Source organism: Psychrobacter sp. M17(2026) (assembly GCF_055699815.1).
The window spans coordinates 1687068-1707088 of record NZ_CM146741.1 but is presented as its reverse complement, the minus strand read 5'-3'; the positions used below and the strand labels follow the sequence as shown (position 1 = coordinate 1707088).

Annotated in this window: 17 protein-coding genes; 9 read left to right on the top strand and 8 right to left on the bottom strand. The window is 43.4% G+C overall.

Features of this window, described 5'->3' with window-relative positions; all coding sequences use genetic code 11:
• Positions 1 to 23: 23 nt before the first annotated feature.
• The 5 genes from ACR63T_RS07220 to ACR63T_RS07200 form a co-directional block, all read right to left on the bottom strand.
• Positions 24 to 2099, bottom strand: a complete 2076-nt coding sequence (locus tag ACR63T_RS07220; RefSeq protein ID WP_472783531.1) for an FAD-dependent oxidoreductase — start codon at positions 2097 to 2099, stop codon at positions 24 to 26.
• Positions 2100 to 2136: 37 nt separating this feature from the next.
• Complete coding sequence (locus ACR63T_RS07215) at positions 2137 to 2550, bottom strand: hypothetical protein (RefSeq protein WP_472783530.1); 414 nt, start codon at positions 2548 to 2550, stop codon at positions 2137 to 2139.
• Positions 2551 to 2827: 277 nt separating this feature from the next.
• Positions 2828 to 3496, bottom strand: a complete 669-nt coding sequence (locus ACR63T_RS07210) for a DsbA family oxidoreductase (protein WP_472783529.1) — start codon at positions 3494 to 3496, stop codon at positions 2828 to 2830.
• Between the two features lie 190 nt (positions 3497 to 3686).
• Entirely contained in the window at positions 3687 to 4241 is a 555-nt protein-coding gene (locus ACR63T_RS07205; protein ID WP_472783528.1) for a carboxymuconolactone decarboxylase family protein, read from the bottom strand.
• 192 nt (positions 4242 to 4433) lie between these two features.
• Positions 4434 to 5102, bottom strand: coding sequence for a TetR/AcrR family transcriptional regulator (locus ACR63T_RS07200; protein ID WP_472783527.1), 669 nt, complete (start codon positions 5100 to 5102; stop codon positions 4434 to 4436).
• A gap of 267 nt (positions 5103 to 5369) precedes the next feature.
• Between ACR63T_RS07200 and ACR63T_RS07195 the strand changes: the two genes are divergently transcribed.
• The 7 genes from ACR63T_RS07195 to ACR63T_RS07165 all read left to right on the top strand — a co-directional run bounded on the left by ACR63T_RS07195 (position 5370) and on the right by ACR63T_RS07165 (position 16305).
• Complete coding sequence (locus tag ACR63T_RS07195; protein ID WP_201573458.1) at positions 5370 to 6521, top strand: acyl-CoA dehydrogenase family protein; 1152 nt, start codon at positions 5370 to 5372, stop codon at positions 6519 to 6521.
• A gap of 131 nt (positions 6522 to 6652) precedes the next feature.
• Positions 6653 to 7534 carry an IS982 family transposase gene (locus ACR63T_RS07190; protein ID WP_201555364.1) on the top strand — a complete coding sequence of 294 codons (882 nt, stop codon included), beginning with the start codon at positions 6653 to 6655 and terminating at the stop codon, positions 7532 to 7534.
• Positions 7535 to 7624: 90 nt separating this feature from the next.
• The gene (locus tag ACR63T_RS07185) at positions 7625 to 8833 is read left to right on the top strand and encodes an acetyl-CoA C-acetyltransferase (RefSeq protein ID WP_201573457.1); all 1209 of its coding nucleotides are present in this window, start codon (positions 7625 to 7627) and stop codon (positions 8831 to 8833) included.
• 55 nt (positions 8834 to 8888) lie between these two features.
• A complete protein-coding gene (locus tag ACR63T_RS07180) occupies positions 8889 to 11072 on the top strand; it encodes a 3-hydroxyacyl-CoA dehydrogenase NAD-binding domain-containing protein (protein ID WP_472783526.1) in 2184 nt (727 codons plus the stop codon).
• Positions 11065 to 12153, top strand: coding sequence for a CaiB/BaiF CoA transferase family protein (locus tag ACR63T_RS07175; protein WP_472783525.1), 1089 nt, complete (start codon positions 11065 to 11067; stop codon positions 12151 to 12153). Before ACR63T_RS07180 ends, ACR63T_RS07175 begins: the two co-directional genes overlap by 8 nt.
• A 358-nt stretch (positions 12154 to 12511) precedes the next feature.
• Entirely contained in the window at positions 12512 to 14932 is a 2421-nt protein-coding gene (locus ACR63T_RS07170) for a type I restriction-modification system subunit M (RefSeq protein WP_472785254.1), read from the top strand.
• Positions 14932 to 16305 carry a restriction endonuclease subunit S gene (locus ACR63T_RS07165; protein WP_472783524.1) on the top strand — a complete coding sequence of 458 codons (1374 nt, stop codon included), beginning with the start codon at positions 14932 to 14934 and terminating at the stop codon, positions 16303 to 16305. The genes ACR63T_RS07170 and ACR63T_RS07165 overlap by 1 nt, the downstream gene beginning before the upstream one ends.
• A 22-nt stretch (positions 16306 to 16327) precedes the next feature.
• Here the strand turns inward: ACR63T_RS07165 and ACR63T_RS07160 are convergent, their stop codons facing one another.
• On the bottom strand, positions 16328 to 17320 hold the full coding sequence (locus tag ACR63T_RS07160; protein WP_472783523.1) for an IS110 family RNA-guided transposase: 993 nt from the start codon (positions 17318 to 17320) through the stop codon (positions 16328 to 16330).
• Positions 17321 to 17731: 411 nt separating this feature from the next.
• Here ACR63T_RS07160 and ACR63T_RS07155 point away from each other — a divergent pair, with 411 nt between their 5' ends.
• Both ACR63T_RS07155 and ACR63T_RS07150 read left to right on the top strand, forming a co-directional pair.
• Complete coding sequence (locus tag ACR63T_RS07155; protein WP_472783522.1) at positions 17732 to 18286, top strand: REP-associated tyrosine transposase; 555 nt, start codon at positions 17732 to 17734, stop codon at positions 18284 to 18286.
• A 267-nt stretch (positions 18287 to 18553) separates the two neighbouring features.
• Positions 18554 to 19177 (top strand): hypothetical protein, encoded by a 624-nt coding sequence (locus ACR63T_RS07150; RefSeq protein ID WP_472783521.1) that lies wholly within the window; start codon positions 18554 to 18556, stop codon positions 19175 to 19177.
• On the opposite strand, the gene ACR63T_RS07145 is transcribed toward ACR63T_RS07150, so the two are convergent.
• The gene (locus ACR63T_RS07145; protein ID WP_472783520.1) at positions 19164 to 19706 is read right to left on the bottom strand and encodes an IS630 family transposase; all 543 of its coding nucleotides are present in this window, start codon (positions 19704 to 19706) and stop codon (positions 19164 to 19166) included. The two genes, ACR63T_RS07150 and ACR63T_RS07145, sit on opposite strands and share 14 nt — an antisense overlap.
• The gene (locus ACR63T_RS07140; RefSeq protein WP_472783519.1) at positions 19657 to 20010 is read right to left on the bottom strand and encodes an IS630 transposase-related protein; all 354 of its coding nucleotides are present in this window, start codon (positions 20008 to 20010) and stop codon (positions 19657 to 19659) included. Before ACR63T_RS07140 ends, ACR63T_RS07145 begins: the two co-directional genes overlap by 50 nt.
• Positions 20011 to 20021: the final 11 nt, after the last annotated feature.

The window sequence follows — 20021 nt, the reverse complement described above, 5'->3', positions numbered from 1 at the left end:
TACGCGTAGATACTACTTAGCTACTAGCCTCGACGCCAAGTATGGTATTTTTCTACCCAGCTTAATACGGTCTCAGGGGCATGTGCTTTTTTCCATTCACCAGCGACAGACTTGTTGCCCTCAGCCCAAGTAGGATAACTATGAATGGTACCGAGTATTTTATTGAGTCCTAAGCCATGCTTCATCGCTAAGACAAATTCTGCTAATAAGTCGCCCGCATGCTCAGATACGATGGTGACTCCAAGGATCTTATCCTTGCATTTAGGCGTAATGACTTTGATAAAGCCTTTCGTCGCTCCCTCTGTGATGGCACGATCTAGCTCTTCAAATTCAAAACGGGTAATCTCAAAGTCGATGCCCTTGTCGATAGCTTCTTGTTCATTTAAGCCAACGCGAGCCACTTCTGGATCAATAAACGTTGTCCATGGTATCACTCGATAATCAACTTTGAATTTTTTTAAATGACCGAATAAACCGTTAACAGCGGCGTACCATGCTTGATGAGCAGCCACATGAGTAAACTGATAAGGACCAACGATATCGCCTGCCGCATAAATATTGGGATAGAGAGTCTCTAAGTATTCATTGGTGACAATCGTGCGATCTGTCTCAATTCCCAAGGCTTCAAGGCCATAACCTGTCAAGCGGGCACTACGACCAACGGCACATAGGAGTTCATCGTATTCAATAGCCATCTCAGCATCATTATGTTTGACTACGATATATTTTTTATCGTCACGTGACTCACAGCGTATGGCTTGATGTGAGGTGAGAATATCAACGCCACTTGTGGTCAATGACTTATGCGCAAAGTCAGATACTTCGGTATCCTCTTTACTCATAATACGGTCACCCATCTCAATCTGCGTGACCTCTGAGCCGAGCCGTGCAAAGCTTTGTGCCAGCTCACAGCCGATAGGGCCACCGCCAAGCACGACTAGTTTCTTAGGCGCTTCATCAAACTGCGCGAACTTATCCCATAGGGTGTCGCTGGTGACATAACCTGTCTCTTCAATACCTGGTAATGGCGGTACAAAGGGGCGTGCCCCTGTGGCGATAACGATAGTACGCGCGGTGAGTGTCTGGCTGCCACCGTCGTTAAGTTTAATCTCTACTGTCCACGGATCGACTAAAGTGGCGTACCCCTTCAGAACTTCCACTCCCAAATCAGCATAGCGCTCAACACTATCATGCGGGGCGATATCAGCGATGACTCGATGTACGCGTGCCATCACTCTTTTGAATGAAAATTGCGGGGTTATAGCGTCTAAGCCATAAAGCTCACCGTTACGTATTTGCTCAGCGACTTTAGCACTTTTGATAATAGATTTGCTTGGCACACAGCCATAGTTTAGACAGTCGCCGCCCATCTCACCCGCTTCAATCAAGGTCACTTTTGCTTTTACGGCAGCTGCAATGTAGCTCGTTACTAATCCGCCCGAACCTGCACCAATGACGATCATATTGCGATCGAATTTTTTAGGTTTAGTGTAGCCTTTATATACTTTGCGTCTTTTAAACATGTTTAAGATGCCTTTGGCAATGAATGGGAAAATACCCAATAAAGCAAACGACATTATCAATTTAAAGGATAGGATACCTGACAAGCTCTCTATCTGCGCCAGCTGTGTCCCAGCATTCACAAATACAAAGGTACCTGCCAACATACCTAATTGGCTGACCCAATAAAACGTCCATGTCTTTATAGAAGTCAGGCCCATTAATAAGTTAATAAGGAAAAAAGGAAACACGGGCACTAGACGTAAGGTAAATAAGTAAAAACCGCCTTCTTTTTTGACCCCAGCATCGATAGCCGCTAGACGTTCTGGAAAACGCTGCTGGATAGTATCACGTAACACGTAACGCGATACCAAAAATGCTACTGTAGCGCCGATAGTTGAGGGGGAAAGGGCAGTGACGACCACATAGAGTAAAAAGAAACCGCCGATGATGAGGACTGGTGATTGCTCTTTATACTGACTAAATTGATCCATTGAGCCTTTCAGGCCTTCAAGGGTGAGCAATTGGTTCAGGTCAAAGTAAAAGAACAGAGCAATCACTATGGCTGCAATTAATAATAAAACTATTTTCTTAATCATAATACATCCGTATCATCAGCATTGAAGCGTTTAGTATCTAGAAGCTCTGGAGTGGTTTTGCTGTTTTAGCTAAAGTAAAGGTATCCCAATCTCTCAACAAGAAAAGCGCTATACATGCCGCTAACATAGGCCACGCTGCAAAAAATAGTAAATTATCAAAAGGTTTTAGATATAAACCAAAAGTCGCTAGCGTTGAGACGCTATGAAATAGCAACACAATGCCATAAGTCCAAACCTTAAATAGTCCGACTACAAACAGAAGTATCAGCACCATCTGTAAGCTACCCATCACATAAATCAGAGTATTACCTAAATCCTCCATGGCATAAAATTTAGAAAAAACACCTGCTGTGTGGTCAGGGTTCACGAATTTGTCGAGTGTCCAAAATAGGAACACAATAAAAATACCAATACGAAGTAGTAGCAGTGAAAGCGGCAAATGTTTTGGCATGTCGTGCACCTTTTAAGATTTGTGTTAACTGTTGTGGATAGCGAGTGTTAGAAGAGACTATAGTTTTTAGCTAAACCACTGATCCTTCTTTACTATAGGTATCACTCTAACGCTCTTACTATTATTTTTGAATGATTGCTCAAATTTAGTGACAGTCATGCTACTTAAGTATGACTTTAGTACTGTTTTTAAAAATGTCTAACTATCTTCAAGAACAGTGCTTTTGGCTAAGCTTTTAATGTTGATTCATTTAATAGGGTACAACAATGAGCTTTATCTAGTCTGGCATTTCAGACAGTTGATTTATAATGCTGATATAGCTCTCAACCCCTTGAGCACCGCTAACTAAGTGACGACCATTGAAAATAACTGATGGCACGCTTTGAACACCTTGTTCACGTGAGTGCTGTATGGCCTCGCGTACGTCTTTAGCAAAACGCTGATCTACAATGACCGCTAATGCCTCGCTGCGATCTAACCCAATATCTGCTGCAACATCGGCAAGCACATCATTATCAGATACATTGCGACTATCAGTGAATTGGGCCGTAAAAAGTGCCAGCTTTAAGTCGTGCATACGCCCTTGCTGATCCGCCCAGTGCAGCAGTTGATGCAGGTTAAAAGTATTATACGTTCGCGTATCTTCATGGAAATTGAACTCAAAGCCAACCTCGCTACCAGCTTGGGTCATTCTCGCTCGGCTGGCATCAGATTCTTGCTTACTTGAGCCATACTTGCCCATAATATGCTCATACAAGTTTCGTCCTTCAGGCGGTGTATGTGGGTTTAGCTCGAACGGATGCCATTGTATCTCATACGCTACACCGCTTTCTTCTAGTGCCTTTGCTAGCTGGTGATAGCCGATAGCACACCAAGGACAAACAACGTCCGATACGATATCTATGCGCAGTGGTTGCTCTGATGATAATTGCTTTGAGTTTTCCATATGCTTTCTCGTTAATTGTTGTCTATAACTTGGTTGTTATCTATGAGTTTAATCAAAAAAACTGCCACCCAATTATCTCGCAGGTAACAGTCTTCTGAAAATAGCATAAAAAGACTAAAGGGGTTATGGCAACATCAAATTAATTGTCGCCTTAACTTATATATTTAGTCGGCTTAATTAGTTTGAATCGTTAGTCGACTTTGTGCCATTCAAACTTTTGGAATGGTTTGTCTATCGGAGTGTTAGCAAGATGATTGGTGTAGTTACTCATTACTTTTTGCGCGGCACCGAGGATGACTTCAAGAACTTGGCGCTTGGTAAATCCAGCATCTAAAAACGCTTGTACCGCGCTATCATCGACGTTACCACGATCTCGAACGACGGATAGCGTAAAGTTGCGCAGTGCTTCAAGCTTTTCAGTTGGTAGCGGCGTTTCATTACGCAGTGCTTCCGTGATAGCGTCATCTACTTTCATACTTTTAGCGATACCCGTATGGGCAGGAACGCAATAGTGACAAGCATGCTCGACATTAATAGTCTGCCACACGACGGTGGTTTCTTCGTCGTCAAAACTGCTGTCTAAAAATAATTGATGCAAACGCTGATAGCCCTCAAGTAGTCCCGGTGCTTCTGCCATAACCGCATGTAAGTTGGGTACCATGCCAAAAGCACTGATAGATACGTCAAGCAAGGCTTGGCTGTCTGTTGGGGCGCTTTGTTTATCGTGAAGGGTAAATTCAGTCATAATAGATCCTAATTTTATATTTAGTGGTATAAGTGACTCAAATTAAAAATTCTATCAATTTGAGTAAGTGCTCAATTTGTAATATAGCATTGCTTAAATTGAACGACATGAACCACTATAAATGAATTTGAGTGATTGCTCAACATCAATTTGAGTGATTGTTTATATTAATTGTAAATATCTAAGTTTAACTTAATGAGTTGATATCTCAGGCTTGGCCATTGAGCGCCATAACATCTCAAACAAAGTATCAAAATCTGTGTTAATAGCTCTATCGGTTTTACGCAGAATGTGCATAATGCCTAGACGATTGATAAATCCCATAAAGACATCAAAGAGTATGTACAAAGGGACTTTATCATTCAAAACGCCTCGATTTTGACCATCTGCCAGCACACTCAAAAACGCATCAATAAGCTCTTTATTCTCATAAATAGCAATATTGTGAAAGCGTGATACTGAGACAGTAGATAGCACCATAACCGCATCGGGTTGAGTGTCCACAAAGTCTAAGCACACCCACAGCGTTTTTCGCAAGCGATCCTTGACACTATCAATCCCTTGCAGATGATCCATAATCCTCGTCGCCAGCCTACCTAATACGATATCCATAATAGTATAAAGCACCGTTTGCTTATCACCAAAATACTTATAGAGCGTTTGCAGCGATACGTTTGCCGTGCTGGCGATTTGTATCATAGTCACTTCGCTGGCATCACTGGTAGCAAATAGTTGGCGTACTGCTTTTTCTATTTTATCTAGGGTGGCTGGCCGCATATCTGCTAGCGGCGCTAAGTGTTGAGAAGTCTTCGTACTGTTGTCTTGATGGATCACTTTTCGATTGACTATTTTAACTGTCATTACCGTTTGCTCCCTTATTAATTTGCTTAAATTAGAGTCACTTTATTTATTTAATATACTATATTTACATAGGGTAATAAAAATTACCATTTTTATAAAATTAATTGAATGATGACTTTTTATAATCTAGTATAGGGTTTATAAGTTATTATTTACATGGGTTTAAACCACCAATAAAAGGGTAATATAAATTACCATTTATTGTAACCATTAACAAAGCTTTAATTTTTGTACTTCATGGATTAAATAAAATCAAGGATAGATAATATGAGTATTAACGCATTTGCAGCAAAATGGATGACCGAAGAGCACGAAATGGTATATGACAGTGCTCTAAAAATGTTTCAAAGCTGGGAAGACAGAGACGAAGGATGGCGCGAAAACGGCATGATTGATCGTGATGCTTGGGAAGAGGCTGGCGAGATGGGCTTTTTATGTGCATCAATACCAGAAGAATATGGCGGCGGCGGTGGCGACTTTGGTCATGAAGCTGCTATTTTATTAGCGCAAGCGCAAGCGAACCAAGCAGGTTATGGCGGTATGGTGCATTCAGGTATTGTAGCGCCCTATATCTATAAGCTTGGCACAGAAGAGCAGAAAAAATCATTGCTACCTAAGATGGCAACGGGCGAATACGTTGGCGCTATTGCGATGACGGAACCTGGTACAGGGTCTGACTTACAAGCCATCAAGACCTTTGCCAAAAAGGACGGCGATGACTACATTATCAATGGTTCAAAGACCTTTATCACTAACGGTCAGCATGCCAATATTGTGCTATTAGCTTGTAAGACAGACCGCGACAAAGGTGCTCATGGCGTCTCTCTTATCCTCGTTGAAACGGATGGTTTAGAAGGTTTCTCGCGTGGTCGCAACCTTAAAAAGACGGGCCTTGCTGGTCAAGATACCTCAGAGCTATTCTTTAGTAATGTCCGTGTGCCACAGAAAAACGTACTCGGCGGTATGGAAGGTCTAGGCTTTATGCACATGATGCAAGAGTTGCCACAAGAGCGCCTGATTATTGCTCTAAGTGGCTGCGGCGCTATGAAACTGGCTTTAGAGCTGACACTCGATTATGTCAAACAACGTGAAGCCTTTGGCAAGCCGATTTGGAAGTTCCAAAACACGCGCTTTAAGCTCGCTGAGGTACAAGCGGACTATTTAGCAGTAAAAGCCTTGTGCGATTCAGCAGTGGAGGCGCAAATAGAAGGTAAACTTGACGCCGCGCAAGCCTCGCTCATTAAGTACTGGGTGACAGAAAAACAGTGCAAAACGATGGATGAGTGCCTGCAACTATTTGGCGGTTACGGTTATATGTCAGAATATCCAATCGCTCGTATGTATGCTGATGCTCGCGTACAAAAAATCTACGGCGGCACTAATGAGATTATGAAAGAGCTGGCCTCGCGCTTTATGTAATTTCTATAATCGAGATAGAGCTATATATTTTTAATATTAAACACCCCACTCTCAACTTCGAAAGTGATTGAAAAAAGAAGAGCACCTCACTAATCTATTGTTTTCGACCAAGAATACAATGGAGTTGTGAGATGCCCATAGACGAATTTATCATCAATATCTATTTAATGGTAGAGCAATATTACAAAATAGTCGTCACCAAACCCTTGCGAAGTGCAGGTTACGCGCCAAAGCTAAGTGATCCTGAGGTTATTTGCATGGAGATGGTCGGTGAATTTTTACACCTTGATCAAGACAAACAAATTTGGCAATACTTTACCCAGCATTGGCAAGACTGGTTTCCAGCCATCGGCTCATACCCTAACTTCGCAAAGCACTGCGCCAATCTGTGGCAAGTCAAACAGCAGATACAAGATAAAGTCAGTCAAATTGAAGGCCGTGACAACATTCATTTTATGGATGGCTTTCCGATACCCGTCTGTCATTATGGACGCGCTTATCGGCATAAGAATTATCAAGACTTAGCAGCTTTTAGCTACTGTGCCGCTAAGCAAGAGAGGTACTATGGCTTTGAAGGCCATTTGCTTGTTAACTTATCGGGCATGATTAAAGGCTTTACCTTTGCTCCTGCCAATGTTGATGAAAGAGCGGTTGCCCCAGAAATCACCACTCATATTCATGGGCTACTTGGCGCTGATAAAGGGTATATCAGCCCTAGTCTGACATCGTACTACGACGCTCAAGGCGTGGATTTACAAACGCCACTCAGAGCCAACATGAAAGAGGATAGACCCAAACCTGTGGTAAGGCGGCTAATGAAAGCCCGCCGTATCGTTGAAACAGTCATTGGTCAGCTATCAGAACGATTTAATATACAAAGGGTACGAGCAAGAGATTTATGGCATTTGTCTCATCGATTGATTCGTAAGATTCTTTCACACAATCTGTGCTTTGTACTCAACAAAAAACTTGGTAATCCGCCTCTTCAGTTTGATTTGCTTATTTCAAGTTGAGAGTGGGGTTATTAAACATAAATTGAGAAAGATACGTCCTTCTCAATATCATATAATTTAGCACTTATCAAAAATATTAAAGGGATTTTTATGACTGAGACCGCTTATATCTATGACAGTATTCGTACCCCGCGTGGTAAAGGCAAAAAGGACGGATCTTTATACCAAGCATCGCCTATATGGCTGGTTCGTGGTTTATTAAAAGAGATGGAGCAGCGTCATAACCTAGACACTAGCTTGGTAGATGACGTGGTACTTGGCTGCGTCACTCCAGTAGGCGAGCAGGGTTCTGACATTGCTCGTACTGCGGTTCTCGATGCTGGCTGGGCACAGAGCGCCGCAGGCTTAACGTTATCTCGATTCTGTGCTTCAGGTCTTGAGTCTATTAATCTTGCTGCGGCCAAAGTCATGTCGGGCATGGAGGATTTAGTCGTCGCAGGTGGCGTCGAGTCTATGAGCCGTGTGCCTATGGGTTCTGATGGCGGCGCTTGGTATATGGATCCACGAGTCAACGCGGCTACTGCCTTTGTACCACAAGGGGTTGGCGCTGATACGATAGCCACGCTAAAAGGCTTTAGTCGCAGCGATGTTGACGCGTTCGCTACTGAATCACATCGCCGCGCTGCCAACGCTTGGGAGCAGGGCTATAATGATAAATCAGTTGTGCCCGTCACAGACATTAACGGCATGTTGTTATTGGATAAAGACGAGACTATCCGTCCAAATACTACGGTTGAGACGTTAGCAGGGCTGAATCCTTCTTTTATTATGCCTGGTCAGATGGGTTTTAATAGCGTCATCTTGGATAAATACACCACTATCGAAAAAGTAAACCACGTCCATCATGCAGGTAATTCATCGGGTATCGTTGACGGTGCGGCGATATGCCTAGTTGGTAGTGCTGCTGCTGGCAAAAAAGCGGGCCTTAAACCGCGTGCCAAGATTACTATGGCCTCGGTTATTGGTTCAGAACCCGCCATCATGCTGACTGGTCCCACGCCTGCTTGCCAAAAAGCGCTAGATAAAGCGGGTATGAAAGCCTCTGATATTGATCTGTGGGAGATCAACGAAGCCTTTGCTGCGGTTCCTATGAACACCGCTCATGACTTAGGTATCTCGCTTGATATCGTCAACGTCAATGGTGGCGCTATTGCTATGGGTCATCCGCTAGGTGCTACGGGTGCTATGCTAATGACTACGGTTTTAGATGAGCTGGAGCGCCGTGACCTCAAAACCGCTATGCTGACGTTGTGCGTCGGTGGTGGTATGGGTATCGCGACTATCATTGAGCGCGTCTAAAAATTTAATCATCACCTAGATAGTGATAATCAAGAGATCATTTAAAGGATAAAAAATGACTACCAATACAGCTACAGATAGCATTGATGCTATCAATACTCTAGCCAATTTTTCAGCGCAACGTGATGACGACATCGTTACGGTAACTATCGATCAAAGCGATCGAAAAATGAACGTTATCGGTGACGGTTTTACCGAAGCTTTTGCCGCTATGACGGACAGTTTTATTAACGATGAGTCTGCTAAAGGTCTCATCTTAACCTCAGCAAAAGACAGCTTCGTGGTTGGCGCGGATATCGATCAGCTCTCTAACATTGAAACCGCTGAGCAGGCTTTTGATCTGGTCGAAGATCTAAAATCTAGCCTACGTAAACTTGAAACCTCAGGTAAACCTGTAGTCGCTGCCATGACAGGAACGGCATTGGGCGGCGGGCTTGAGCTGGCATTAGCCTGTCACTACCGTATAGCGATTGACTCTCCAAAGACTAAGCTCGGTCTGCCAGAAGTTAAGCTAGGATTATTGCCGGGTGGCGGTGGTACTCAGCGCCTGCCAAGGCTCGTCGGTATTCAAAAAGCGCTTGAGCTGATGACGCAAGGGGTTGAGCTTCGGGCTAAAGCGGCCTTAGATATCGGTCTTATCGATGCAACAGCTACTGATCTCGATGATATGTTGGCGCAAGCTAAAGACTGGATCAAAGCTAATCCCAAAGCGCAGCAACCTTGGGATAAAAAAGGCTTTAAAATTCCTGGTGGCAACAGCATGCACCCTAAAGTGGTGCAAATGTTCTCAATCGCACCTGCCATGGCTAATCAAAAGTCGCATGGCAACTATCCTGCGATCACTCATATCATGTCTAGCGTCTTTGAAGGCTGTATCGTCGATATCGACACCGGTCTTGAGCTTGAGTCGCGCTTTTTTGCCGCTTGTGTGTTATCGTCCGAATCTAGAAACATGATCAACACCCTTTGGACACAGCTTAATAGCATCAAAAAGGGCCAGTCTCGTCCTGATGGCATTGAGCGCTACAAAACCAAAAAAGTAGGCATCTTAGGCGCGGGTATGATGGGCGCAGGTATTGCCTATGTCAGTGCCAAAGCAGGACTAGAGGTCGTATTGCTTGATACCGAACTAGCGGGTGCTGAAAAAGGCAAAGCGTACTCTATTAATCTGTTGGACAAAGCCATCAGTCGCAAACGCTCAAATGAGGACAAGAAACAAGCGCTACTAGATCGTATCAAGCCGACCGTCTCTTATGACGATCTAGCAGATTGCGACTTAATCATCGAAGCGGTGTTTGAGAACCGTGAAATCAAAGCCAAGTGTACGCAGCAGTCTGAAGCGGTTATTCCAGAATCAGCGGTTTATGCGTCTAACACCTCAACCTTGCCTATTACTGGATTGGCCCAAGCGAGCAAACGTCCACAGCAATTTATCGGTCTACATTTCTTCTCGCCCGTTGACAAGATGCCTTTAGTTGAGATTATCGTGGGCGAAAAGACCGACGATGACACCTTAGCCAAAGCTTTTGATTATGTATTGCAAATCGGCAAAACCCCAATCGTCGTCAACGACAGTCGCGGGTTTTATACTTCACGCGTATTCGGCACTTATGTGTCAGAAGGTGTCACCATGTTAGGCGAGGGCGTACATCCGCGCAGTATCGAAGTTGCAGGTATGAAAACGGGCATGCCTATGCCGCCCTTAGCGCTACAAGATGAGGTGTCACTAAGCCTAGCCTTGCTTGTGAGCGAGCAGCAGCAAAAGGATATGGAAGCGGAGGGTAAAACCATGGCGATGCGCCCGTCGTACAATATCCTCAAAACTTTAGTCAAAGAGCATGACCGTGAAGGTAAAAAGAACGGTAAAGGCTTTTATGAGTATCCCGATAAAGGCGATAAGCACTTATGGCCTGAGCTGGTGAACTTATATCCCACAAGCGCTGAGCAGCCAAGCCAAGAGGATTTAGTGGATCGTTTGATGTTTATTCAAGCTAACGAGTCGGCCAAGTGTTTTGAAGAAAACGTCGTGCGCTCAGTGGCGGATACCAATATCGGCTCTATCTTTGGTTGGGGTTTTGCGCCGCATCAAGGCGGTACATTGCAGTTTATTAACGCTATGGGTGTCGAGCAGTTTGTGGCCCGTAGTCGTCAGCTTGCCAAGCAATATGGCGAGCGTTTTGAGCCAGCTAACATCTTGGTAGAGATGGCTTCAAGTGGCAAGGAGTTTGTAGATGGCTAATAATGATAGTTTACATCCATCAGCTATTAGTCAAATGAGCGATTGCTTACAAGGATTGCGCATCATAGATTTGACGCGCAATCTGCCGGGGCCTTTTGCCACGCGTTTGCTTGCTGATTTGGGCGCTGAAATTATAAAAATCGAGCCCAAAGGCGGCGATCCCGCTCGCGCTTTGGGTGGATTGTTTGACGCCTTGAACCACGGTAAAACTATCGAAAAGGTTGATTTTCGTGATGACAAGGGCATAGCTTCAGTCAAGACGTACCTTAATAATGCTGATGTCATGCTCGATAGCTTTCGTCCTGGAGTGCTAAAGGGTATGGGTTTAGACGCCCAAACCTTGCATGCGATAAACCCAAAGCTGGTCATCGTCTCGATTACCGGCTATGGCATGGTTGATGACAACGACGTGACTCATGACTGGGCAGACAAAGCCGGTCACGATATCAACTTTATGGCGATGAGTGGCGTGTTAGATCAGCTGCGTACCGTAACCGGTGAACAGGCGATGCCCAACGTCCAGTTCGCAGATTTGGCGGGCGGCAGTGATACCGCAGTAATTGCCTTACTTGCAGCGGTTTTTGCCGCTCAGCGTACGGGTAAAGGTCGGCATGTCGCAGTCAGTATGACGCATAGCTTATATAATCACATGATTATGCCCAAGGCGACAGGCACGCTAGTTAAGAGCTTCTCAGGACAGAATCCACCGCCTCAACATGACTTTTTGGGTGGACTGCTACCTTGCTATCGCTTATATAAAACTTTGGATAATCGTTACATGGCAGTAGGGTCACTAGAGCTGAAGTTCTGGCAAGGGCTATGTGAAGTGTTAGAGCTGCCTGAACTCAAAAACGCGCATTGGCAACGCGGTGTGATGCCCAACCTGCCTGCTAGCAAAGAGGCCGCCGCCAAAGTCACTGAAAAATTTGCCAGTCAACCACTCACACATTGGCAAGATCTATTTGCAGCAGCAGATGTCTGCGTGACGCCTGTACTAACCTTAGAGGAGGCAAAAGCACATCCATTATTTGCTCATCAGGATAACCATCAAGCGACATCAGGTTGGCAGAGGGTTAGCTAATAGCAGGGTGAGTTATATGGTCTTAAACAGTCAATGATGTCAAAGCATGATGCGACTGAGATTATCGCTAGAGATTAAAAAGCCGCTATAAAAGTATAGTGGCTTTTTTGATGTTCAACAGACCCTGATCACCAGCGTTTTTGATTCGGTTGATTTGCTGATGATAGACGCTCAGCCGATCGGTCTCGCGCCCTAGCCATCAAACCTACTATTTTTATAGAATTTCATATTCAGACTTGCCGAGTAATATCGAATACCCTTATGATGGTGATATTTTGTCAATGAATGTATAACTGCCTCATCGCTTACAGACAATTCAAAGATTCTATCCTTGCCCAACAAACAAAAGATGACTCCAATGACCAAAAACTTCTCTCAAACTGCGGCTTTCATCTGGTCTGTCGCTGACCTGTTACGCGGTGACTTTAAGCAATCTCAATACGGTCGCATCATCTTACCCTTTACCTTACTGCGCCGCCTAGAGTGTGTGTTAGAAGAGCACAAGGCCAATGTCGTCACTGAAAGCCTGCGCATCGCTGAGATGGGTCTATCTGAGGAAGCACAAGAGAAGTTCTTGATACGTGCCAGCAAGCGACCGTTCTACAATATCTCGCCGATGGATCTGAGCAAGATGGGTCAAAGCGATATAAAAGACAACTTAAATACCTACGTGCAATCCTTCTCTAAAGATGCGCGTGAGATATTTGAGCATTTCAAGTTTGAAGAGTTCGTCGGGCAGCTCGCCGATGCCAACTTACTGTATAAAGTGGTGCGGATGTTTGCCACTACGGATCTTAGCCCTGACGCTATCTCTAACCATGAAATGGGCTTTGTATTTGAAGAGCTGATCCGCCGCTTTGCTGAAAGCTCAAACGAGACCGCAGGCGAGCATTTTACCCCGCGTGATATCGTCCGCTTGACTACGTCACTGGTATTTATGGAGGATGACAGTGTTCTGAGCAAGGAAGGCATCATTCGCACGATATATGATCCGACAGCGGGCACGGGCGGCTTTTTGTCCTCGGGTATGGAATACGTGCTAGAGCTAAACCCTGACGCGGTGATGCGTACCTACGGGCAAGAGCTAAACCCTGAGTCCTACGCCATCTGTAAAGCCGATATGCTGATCAAAGGGCAAGAGGTCAATAACATCAAGCTGGGCAATACTTTATCCAGTGATCAGTTGGCAGGCGAGAAGTTTGACTATATGTTGTCCAATCCGCCATTCGGGGTGGACTGGAAAAAGATATCAGGCGAGATCAAAGACGAGCACGATCAAAAAGGCTTTGACGGTCGCTTTGGGGCTGGCTTGCCACGGGTGTCTGATGGCTCGCTGTTATTCCTCATGCATCTGCTAAGCAAGATGCGTCCTATCGTTAGTAACGAGCTGGCTAGTGAGCAAGAGACGGATAACAGAAGCACGCAAAACACCAATCAAACCAATAATCAAGGCAGCCGTATCGGTATCATCTTGAATGGGTCACCGCTATTCACGGGCGGTGCGGGGAGCGGTGAAAGTGAGATTCGCCGTTATATCTTAGAAGCGGATTTACTTGAGGCCATTATCGCTTTGCCAAACGATATGTTCTATAACACCGGCATTGCCACCTATATCTGGATATTAAGTAATAAGAAAGACGCTGAGCGTCGAGGTAAAGTTCAACTAATCGACGGCAGTAACCTATACAGCAAGATGCGTAAATCACTTGGCTCAAAGCGTAATGAGATGAGCGAGGATGATGCTAAGACCATTATTCGCAGCTTTGGTGACTTTGAGGTGGTGGACGCGCGTGTATTAGATAAGCCTGAAGAGGTAAAGTCGAACCGTGGTCGCCAATCGGCAAACCCGACAACTGCTCCTGCCAAAACCTTTGCCAGTAAGATATTTGCCACTCATGAGTTTGGCTATCGCCGTATCACCATTGAACGCCCGCTACGTCTATCCGCGCAGTTATCCGACGCGGCTATCGAAACCCTACGTTATGCCTCTAAACCGTTCGATATGGTCATGCCAGCGTTATATGAAGCCTTTGGTAGTGACTGGGCTACTGATAATGACAGTGATGCTAATGCTAGCAACTACGGTGACTTATCAGCGGTCGTATTAGAAGCACGCGCCATGATCAAGGCGGATTTCTCTGAGCTAAAAGAAAAGCAAATCAAAGACGTGCTTGATGCGAAGGTTTGGCAAGATCAGCTCGCGATTATGACGAAAGCCAAAGCCTTACAAGCGGCTATCGGTGAAAACCAGTTCGATGATTTCAATGCGTTTGAAAAAGTGTTTAAACAAGCGTTAAACGATGCTGATGCCAGCTTAGATATTAGCCTTGATGCTAAAGAGAAAAAGCAGCTGATAGATGCGATCACTTGGAAAAATCCTGAGGCAGAACCTGTCATCAAAAAAGCGGTTAAGGTTGCCAATCCGCTCTATGGTGCGTTTAGCTATACCGATCCCGCTAGCAAGACCAAGATTCTAGAGTTCCAAACAGACAGCGATTTACGCGATTATGAAAACGTACCGCTCAATCCTGAGGTGACGACCACTGAGCTGATTGAAAGTTACTTCGCTCGTGAAGTACAGCCGCATGTCCCTGATGCATGGATCAATAGCGACAAAACAGATGCCATCGATGAAGAGGTTGGCATTGTGGGCTTTGAGATACCGTTTAACCGTCATTTCTATGTGTATGAGCCACCACGTCCGCTAGCTGAGATTGATGCAGACTTGGATGCCGTTAGTACGGAAATCATGCAGTTATTGGGTGAGGTGCATTCATAATGGCAAAATATCAGCAATATGAGGAGTATAAGGATTCAGAGGTTGGTTTATTAGGTAGGATTCCTCTTGGATGGAAAGTTTTAAGATATAAAAATATTTTAAAAATTATGCAAGGCATGGCTTTTAAAAGTAGTGAATATCTTGATAGTTCTAGCGTAGTAAATATAAGGATGGGGAATATTAAAAAGGGAGGTCATATAGATCTCAAACACAACACAAAATATCTTCCTGAAAAATATAAAGATATTTACAGTGAGTATAGGCTTTATGAAGGCGATGCAATAATTGCAATGACAGATATGAGTCCAAGCCTCGATTTTCTGGCAGTACCTGCCATTTTAGAAGGCTTAGACGTGAACACTGTTTATCTTCTTAATCAGCGCGTTGGCAAGCTTATACTAGATAAAGAGTTTGATATTCGCTTTATTAGATATTGGCTTCTATCAGATGAGTTAAGAGGGCAGCTCAAAGCAAAGGGACTTGGTACAGTTCAAGCTAATATGTCGAATGATGATTTATATGGCGCATATTTCCTTTGTCCTTCATTGAATGAAAGAGTAAAGATTGTCAATTTTCTCGACTATGAAACCGCCCAAATCGATACCTTAATCGAAAAACAACAAACCCTTATTCAACTGTTAAAAGAAAAGCGCCAAGCGGTGATCAGTCATGCGGTGACCAAAGGCTTAAATCCTGATGCACCGATGAAAGATTCGGGCGTTGAATGGTTAGGAGGTATTCCTAGCAATTGGAGTGTTGGCGCATTAAAATATTGGGCTGATATTATCGACTGTAAGCATATTACAGCTGAGTTCGTTGAGGACGGATATCCATTAGCAAGTATTAGTGAAGTCAAAGAATGGACAGTTAATTTATCAACATCAAAGTTTACAACCAAAAAGTATTATTTAGAATTAATTGAAAATGGGAGAAAGCCCGTTATTGGAGATATTCTATATAGCAGAAATGCCACTGTTGGAGAAGCAGCATTAGTTATAGACGATATGCCTGACTTTGCAATGGGGCAAGACATCTGTTTAATTCGTTCGAACGATAAAATATTATCTGAATATATAATGTACGTTTTGAACTCTGGCATTATCAAGAAGCAGCTTGATTTAGCGATGGTTGGTTCTACATTCAAAAGAATTAATGTAGATAACATTCGAAACTTTGATATTTCATTTCCTTCATTATATGAGCAGCAAGAAATAATTGATATTTTAAAAATAAATATAGCTAAATATGATTCTTTAATTTTACAAGCAGAACAAGCCATCCAACTGATGCAGGAACGCCGTACCGCTTTAATATCGGCTGCGGTTACGGGTAAGATTGATGTTCGGGGTTGGCGGGCGGCAGAGCTTTTGTAGATACCATCTTAAAAAAGCCAAATCAAGTACTAATTAGCCCAACTCTTGCTTGGTAGGGCTGCTGGTGTTTAATCACACCGAAACAGATATGCACAAGCTTACGCATAGCCGCACAGACAGCCTGCATTTTGCACTTACCATTGGCAAGCAGTCGCTCATACTGCGCCTTAATATCAGGATTATGCTTAATAGCGACTAGCGCTGGCATATACAGCTTGGCTCTTATAGCACTTGAGCCATTCTTTGCTAAGCGAGACTTGCCCTTAAATAACCCTGATTCATGATGCTTGGGCACCAAGCCTAGAAAGGCTGCCATTTGCGAGGCTTGACTAAATTGTTTGTTGTGCATCAGCGACACCATCTGCTTTGAAACCACAGGGCCAACGCCTTTAATCGTTTGCAATAGATCTTGGTCTTGCTTTAAGTTAGGATGACGGTCTATATGGTCATCAATATCATTATTAAGCTTAGCAATAGCCTCTTGCAATGAGGCTATCATTTGTTTAATAGAGGCGGTAACAACAGGGGCAGTATCTGTCGCATTCGCTTTCTCTAATCGATTCAGCTCACGTTGTAAGTCTTCTTGTAGCGCGTATGAACGCGACAGCAAAGACTTAAGGTGACGCGCCTCAGCGGGCGGCGGTGTCCATAGCTTAGGCTTAGCACTATGGGCGTAGCGGGCTAATAATACACTGTCTTTTTTATCCGTTTTGTTACGACTTCCTAAACTTGCTCCATAGCTTTTGATGTAAGCAGGATTGATAATACTGACCTTGAGTCCTTTATCAAATAGGTAGTAAGCAATGTTCTCATGATAAACACCTGTGGCCTCTAGGGTGACATGGATATCCTTTAAGTCATCAGCGAGGTTAGCGCTCAGCCAGTCGATAAGAATGGCGTAGTCACTGTGATCATTTTTAAGGACTTTGGTTTTGAATTTGAGTTTGTCAGTGTCTTTGAGCCATGCGATATCTAGTTTGTTTTTACTAACGTCTATGCCAATATAGTGTGTCATCTTTATGTCTTCCCTTGTCTATGCAGTGTCACTCATGGCATCTTAAAAGACGACGAGGCACTCGGATACCATTCAGAATATGAAGATGATAGGGTGAGCATTGGGCGTAATCTACGTTTCAGTGTCTAGGCACTAAGGGTGCGTTCACGCTGCCAATGCTCGTGAATATCCACTACAGTTTATCAACTTTCATCGATAGTATTAAGCAGTTATTCAGGATACAAGGGTGCGTTTCACGCACCATTAAGGTTATTAGAATAATCAATCGGTGCTTAAAAAGCACCCTACGTAGGTTCTAAAGAATTCATAATTATGAGTTTTTTTAGGATGCGTTCCACACACCATTAAGATTATTAAAATTGATAATTATTACTCAAAAATATCCGACACTTAATACGGGAATCTAAAGCAATGCCGCGCTATATTCGATCATATACCAAAGGCGCGACTTATTTCTTTACACTAGTTGCTTATGATAGACGACCTATATTTTGTGAAAGAGATTTCTTACAGGCTTTTAGAGAAAGTATCAAACAAGTTCAACAGCAATATCCATTTGAGATAATCGCTTGGATTCAGCTTCCTGACCACCTGCATTGTATTTGGAAAATGTCGACGGACGGCACAGATTATAGTCAGTGCTGGTCGCGTATAAAACGTTTGACCACACAAGCCTGTCCGCAATATCACTTACCTTATGAAAGTCTGAGTCAGTCGAGCATAGACAGAAACGAGAAAGGCCTATGGCAGCGTCGTTTTCATGAACACCAAATACACAGCGAAGAAGATTTTATAAAGCACATCGACTATATACATTATAATCCTGTAAAGCATGGTCTGGTTGAAAGAGCAGCTGATTGGAATCATTCTAGCTTTCATCGCTATGTAAAAAGTGGTTTTTATTCAGCAGATTGGGGCGAGAGTATCATTGAGTTTTCAGCAGATTTTATAGAAGGTTTAGAGTGACGATAATGGTGCTTAAAAAGCACCCTACGTAGGTTCTAAAGAATTCATAATTATGAGTTTTTGTAGGGTGCATTCCATGCACCGTTAAGGTTGTTAGAAAATTCTATTTAAAGAATTTTCCTTGCAAGTCTTGAGGAGGAATAGGCAAAGCACTGCTTTGTCCGACGCAAGACAAGAGCTATGCTCGCAGTTAGCAGTGCTTTGTTTTAACGACTTTCAGGTGCTTAAAAAGTACCCTACAAATAACAAAACAATAAAAGGAGTTATATGATGAAAGCAGTTACCGTAGCAGCTCTATTGGCATCAATGGCCGTGACCACCATCGCCCAAGCACAGACCTATAAATGGCAAGATGATTTTTGCAGTATGAAAGGTGACTTTGACAGTAATAAATATACTGCTAAGCAAATCGAAAACTCATATTTTGTGCTAGAGAGCTTAACAAGATCAAATCTAGATAGCTTTTTTCCACCGATGGATATTGACGCGCTAGACAAGTTATCGATGAAAGACTTAGACAAGCTTACTGAAGAATATATAAAAGTTAAGAATAATATTGAACGACTTGATGTGGTGCCTGAAGCAAAAGGTTATAAGCAAGAGTTGGTCAAATCTATTGACGGCGAATATAAACAAAATAAATTGACGATTTTGGGATATCTGAATCCCAGTGAGGCACTCAAGCAAAGCTCGCAAATGTGTAAAACTTATATTGAGTCGTTATTAAAGAATGAAACGGCTGTGCAAAATAGATGGAAGCAGTTTGTTGAAGAGCAAATTCAAAAACAAGCAGATATCACAGACGATGGTGGTAAGTATTACCGCAGTTTGGCTACCAAGCGCTATCAGGAAGAAAAAGCCAGCAACCCTACTATAGTCAATCCACAATAAAAGAGATACAACCCATATTATGAAATAGTTTAGGCAGATTATTCTCCATCCACCCTTGGCGTAGAAACTTAGCTTGTGCCCACTTCTTTTCAATAGGGTTTAGATCAGGACTGTAGGGTGGTAGCCATAAAATACGGTGGCCATGTCTGTTTAGTAGTTTTTGAATACGCTTATTTTTATGGAAGCGAGCATTATCCATCACAATCACGCATTTGGTTTTGAGACTTGGGATTAATGTCTGTTTGCACCAGTTATAGAATATATTGCTGTTAATGTTCTGCTCGAAGTAGTCTAGTGCAAATAGCACCTTTTCATAAAGAGCACCAATAACGTTAGTTCGCTTCTTAGCTTGCCAGTTGTAGCTGTCAACACAAGGGCTACCGATTGGCGCATAGCCGTGAGGTCTCATTGTTTGAGCCTCAAAGCCGCTCTCGTCCATATAGACGATAGGATAGTCTTGTTGTATAAAGCTATCAAGCTTACTTAGATACGCCGCTCTTTTGATCGGACACGCTTTTGGATGCTCCAAGGTCTTTTTTTTGACTGATACCTAAACGTTTTAAGGCAATCTCAATGCCTGACTTACTACAATTTAAACGCTGTGCGCGCTCGTACATGTAATCGTCTGGATGCTGTGCAACATCATTAAGAAGTGCGTCGTTCGGTATTTTGCTAGGTGGCTTATTCCGATTTTGTTTGATAGTTGGGTTCTTCAACCAGCGTTGTAATGCCGTTTTGCTAACACTATAGAAAGTACAAGCTTCACGAATAGTCATGTCTTTGTTCTTGACGCTTTTGATCACCTGCGCTCGAAAGTCTGCGGAATAAGTCATCGTTATTAATA

Excerpts from the sequence above, each read along its gene's own strand:
- ACR63T_RS07180 (WP_472783526.1), top strand. The coding sequence starts at position 8,889 with ATGACTACCAATACAGCTACAGATAGCATTGATGCTATCAATACTCTA.
- ACR63T_RS07175 (WP_472783525.1), top strand. The coding sequence starts at position 11,065 with ATGGCTAATAATGATAGTTTACATCCATCAGCTATTAGTCAAATGAGC.
- ACR63T_RS07140 (WP_472783519.1), bottom strand. The coding sequence starts at position 20,010 with ATGACTTATTCCGCAGACTTTCGAGCGCAGGTGATCAAAAGCGTCAAG.
- ACR63T_RS07185 (WP_201573457.1), top strand. The coding sequence starts at position 7,625 with ATGACTGAGACCGCTTATATCTATGACAGTATTCGTACCCCGCGTGGT.
- ACR63T_RS07155 (WP_472783522.1), top strand. The coding sequence starts at position 17,732 with ATGCCGCGCTATATTCGATCATATACCAAAGGCGCGACTTATTTCTTT.
- ACR63T_RS07200 (WP_472783527.1), bottom strand. The coding sequence starts at position 5,102 with ATGACAGTTAAAATAGTCAATCGAAAAGTGATCCATCAAGACAACAGT.
- ACR63T_RS07215 (WP_472783530.1), bottom strand. The coding sequence starts at position 2,550 with ATGCCAAAACATTTGCCGCTTTCACTGCTACTACTTCGTATTGGTATT.
- ACR63T_RS07170 (WP_472785254.1), top strand. The coding sequence starts at position 12,512 with ATGACCAAAAACTTCTCTCAAACTGCGGCTTTCATCTGGTCTGTCGCT.
- ACR63T_RS07150 (WP_472783521.1), top strand. The coding sequence starts at position 18,554 with ATGATGAAAGCAGTTACCGTAGCAGCTCTATTGGCATCAATGGCCGTG.
- ACR63T_RS07195 (WP_201573458.1), top strand. The coding sequence starts at position 5,370 with ATGAGTATTAACGCATTTGCAGCAAAATGGATGACCGAAGAGCACGAA.
- ACR63T_RS07160 (WP_472783523.1), bottom strand. The coding sequence starts at position 17,320 with ATGACACACTATATTGGCATAGACGTTAGTAAAAACAAACTAGATATC.
- ACR63T_RS07220 (WP_472783531.1), bottom strand. The coding sequence starts at position 2,099 with ATGATTAAGAAAATAGTTTTATTATTAATTGCAGCCATAGTGATTGCT.
- ACR63T_RS07165 (WP_472783524.1), top strand. The coding sequence starts at position 14,932 with ATGGCAAAATATCAGCAATATGAGGAGTATAAGGATTCAGAGGTTGGT.
- ACR63T_RS07190 (WP_201555364.1), top strand. The coding sequence starts at position 6,653 with ATGCCCATAGACGAATTTATCATCAATATCTATTTAATGGTAGAGCAA.
- ACR63T_RS07210 (WP_472783529.1), bottom strand. The coding sequence starts at position 3,496 with ATGGAAAACTCAAAGCAATTATCATCAGAGCAACCACTGCGCATAGAT.
- ACR63T_RS07205 (WP_472783528.1), bottom strand. The coding sequence starts at position 4,241 with ATGACTGAATTTACCCTTCACGATAAACAAAGCGCCCCAACAGACAGC.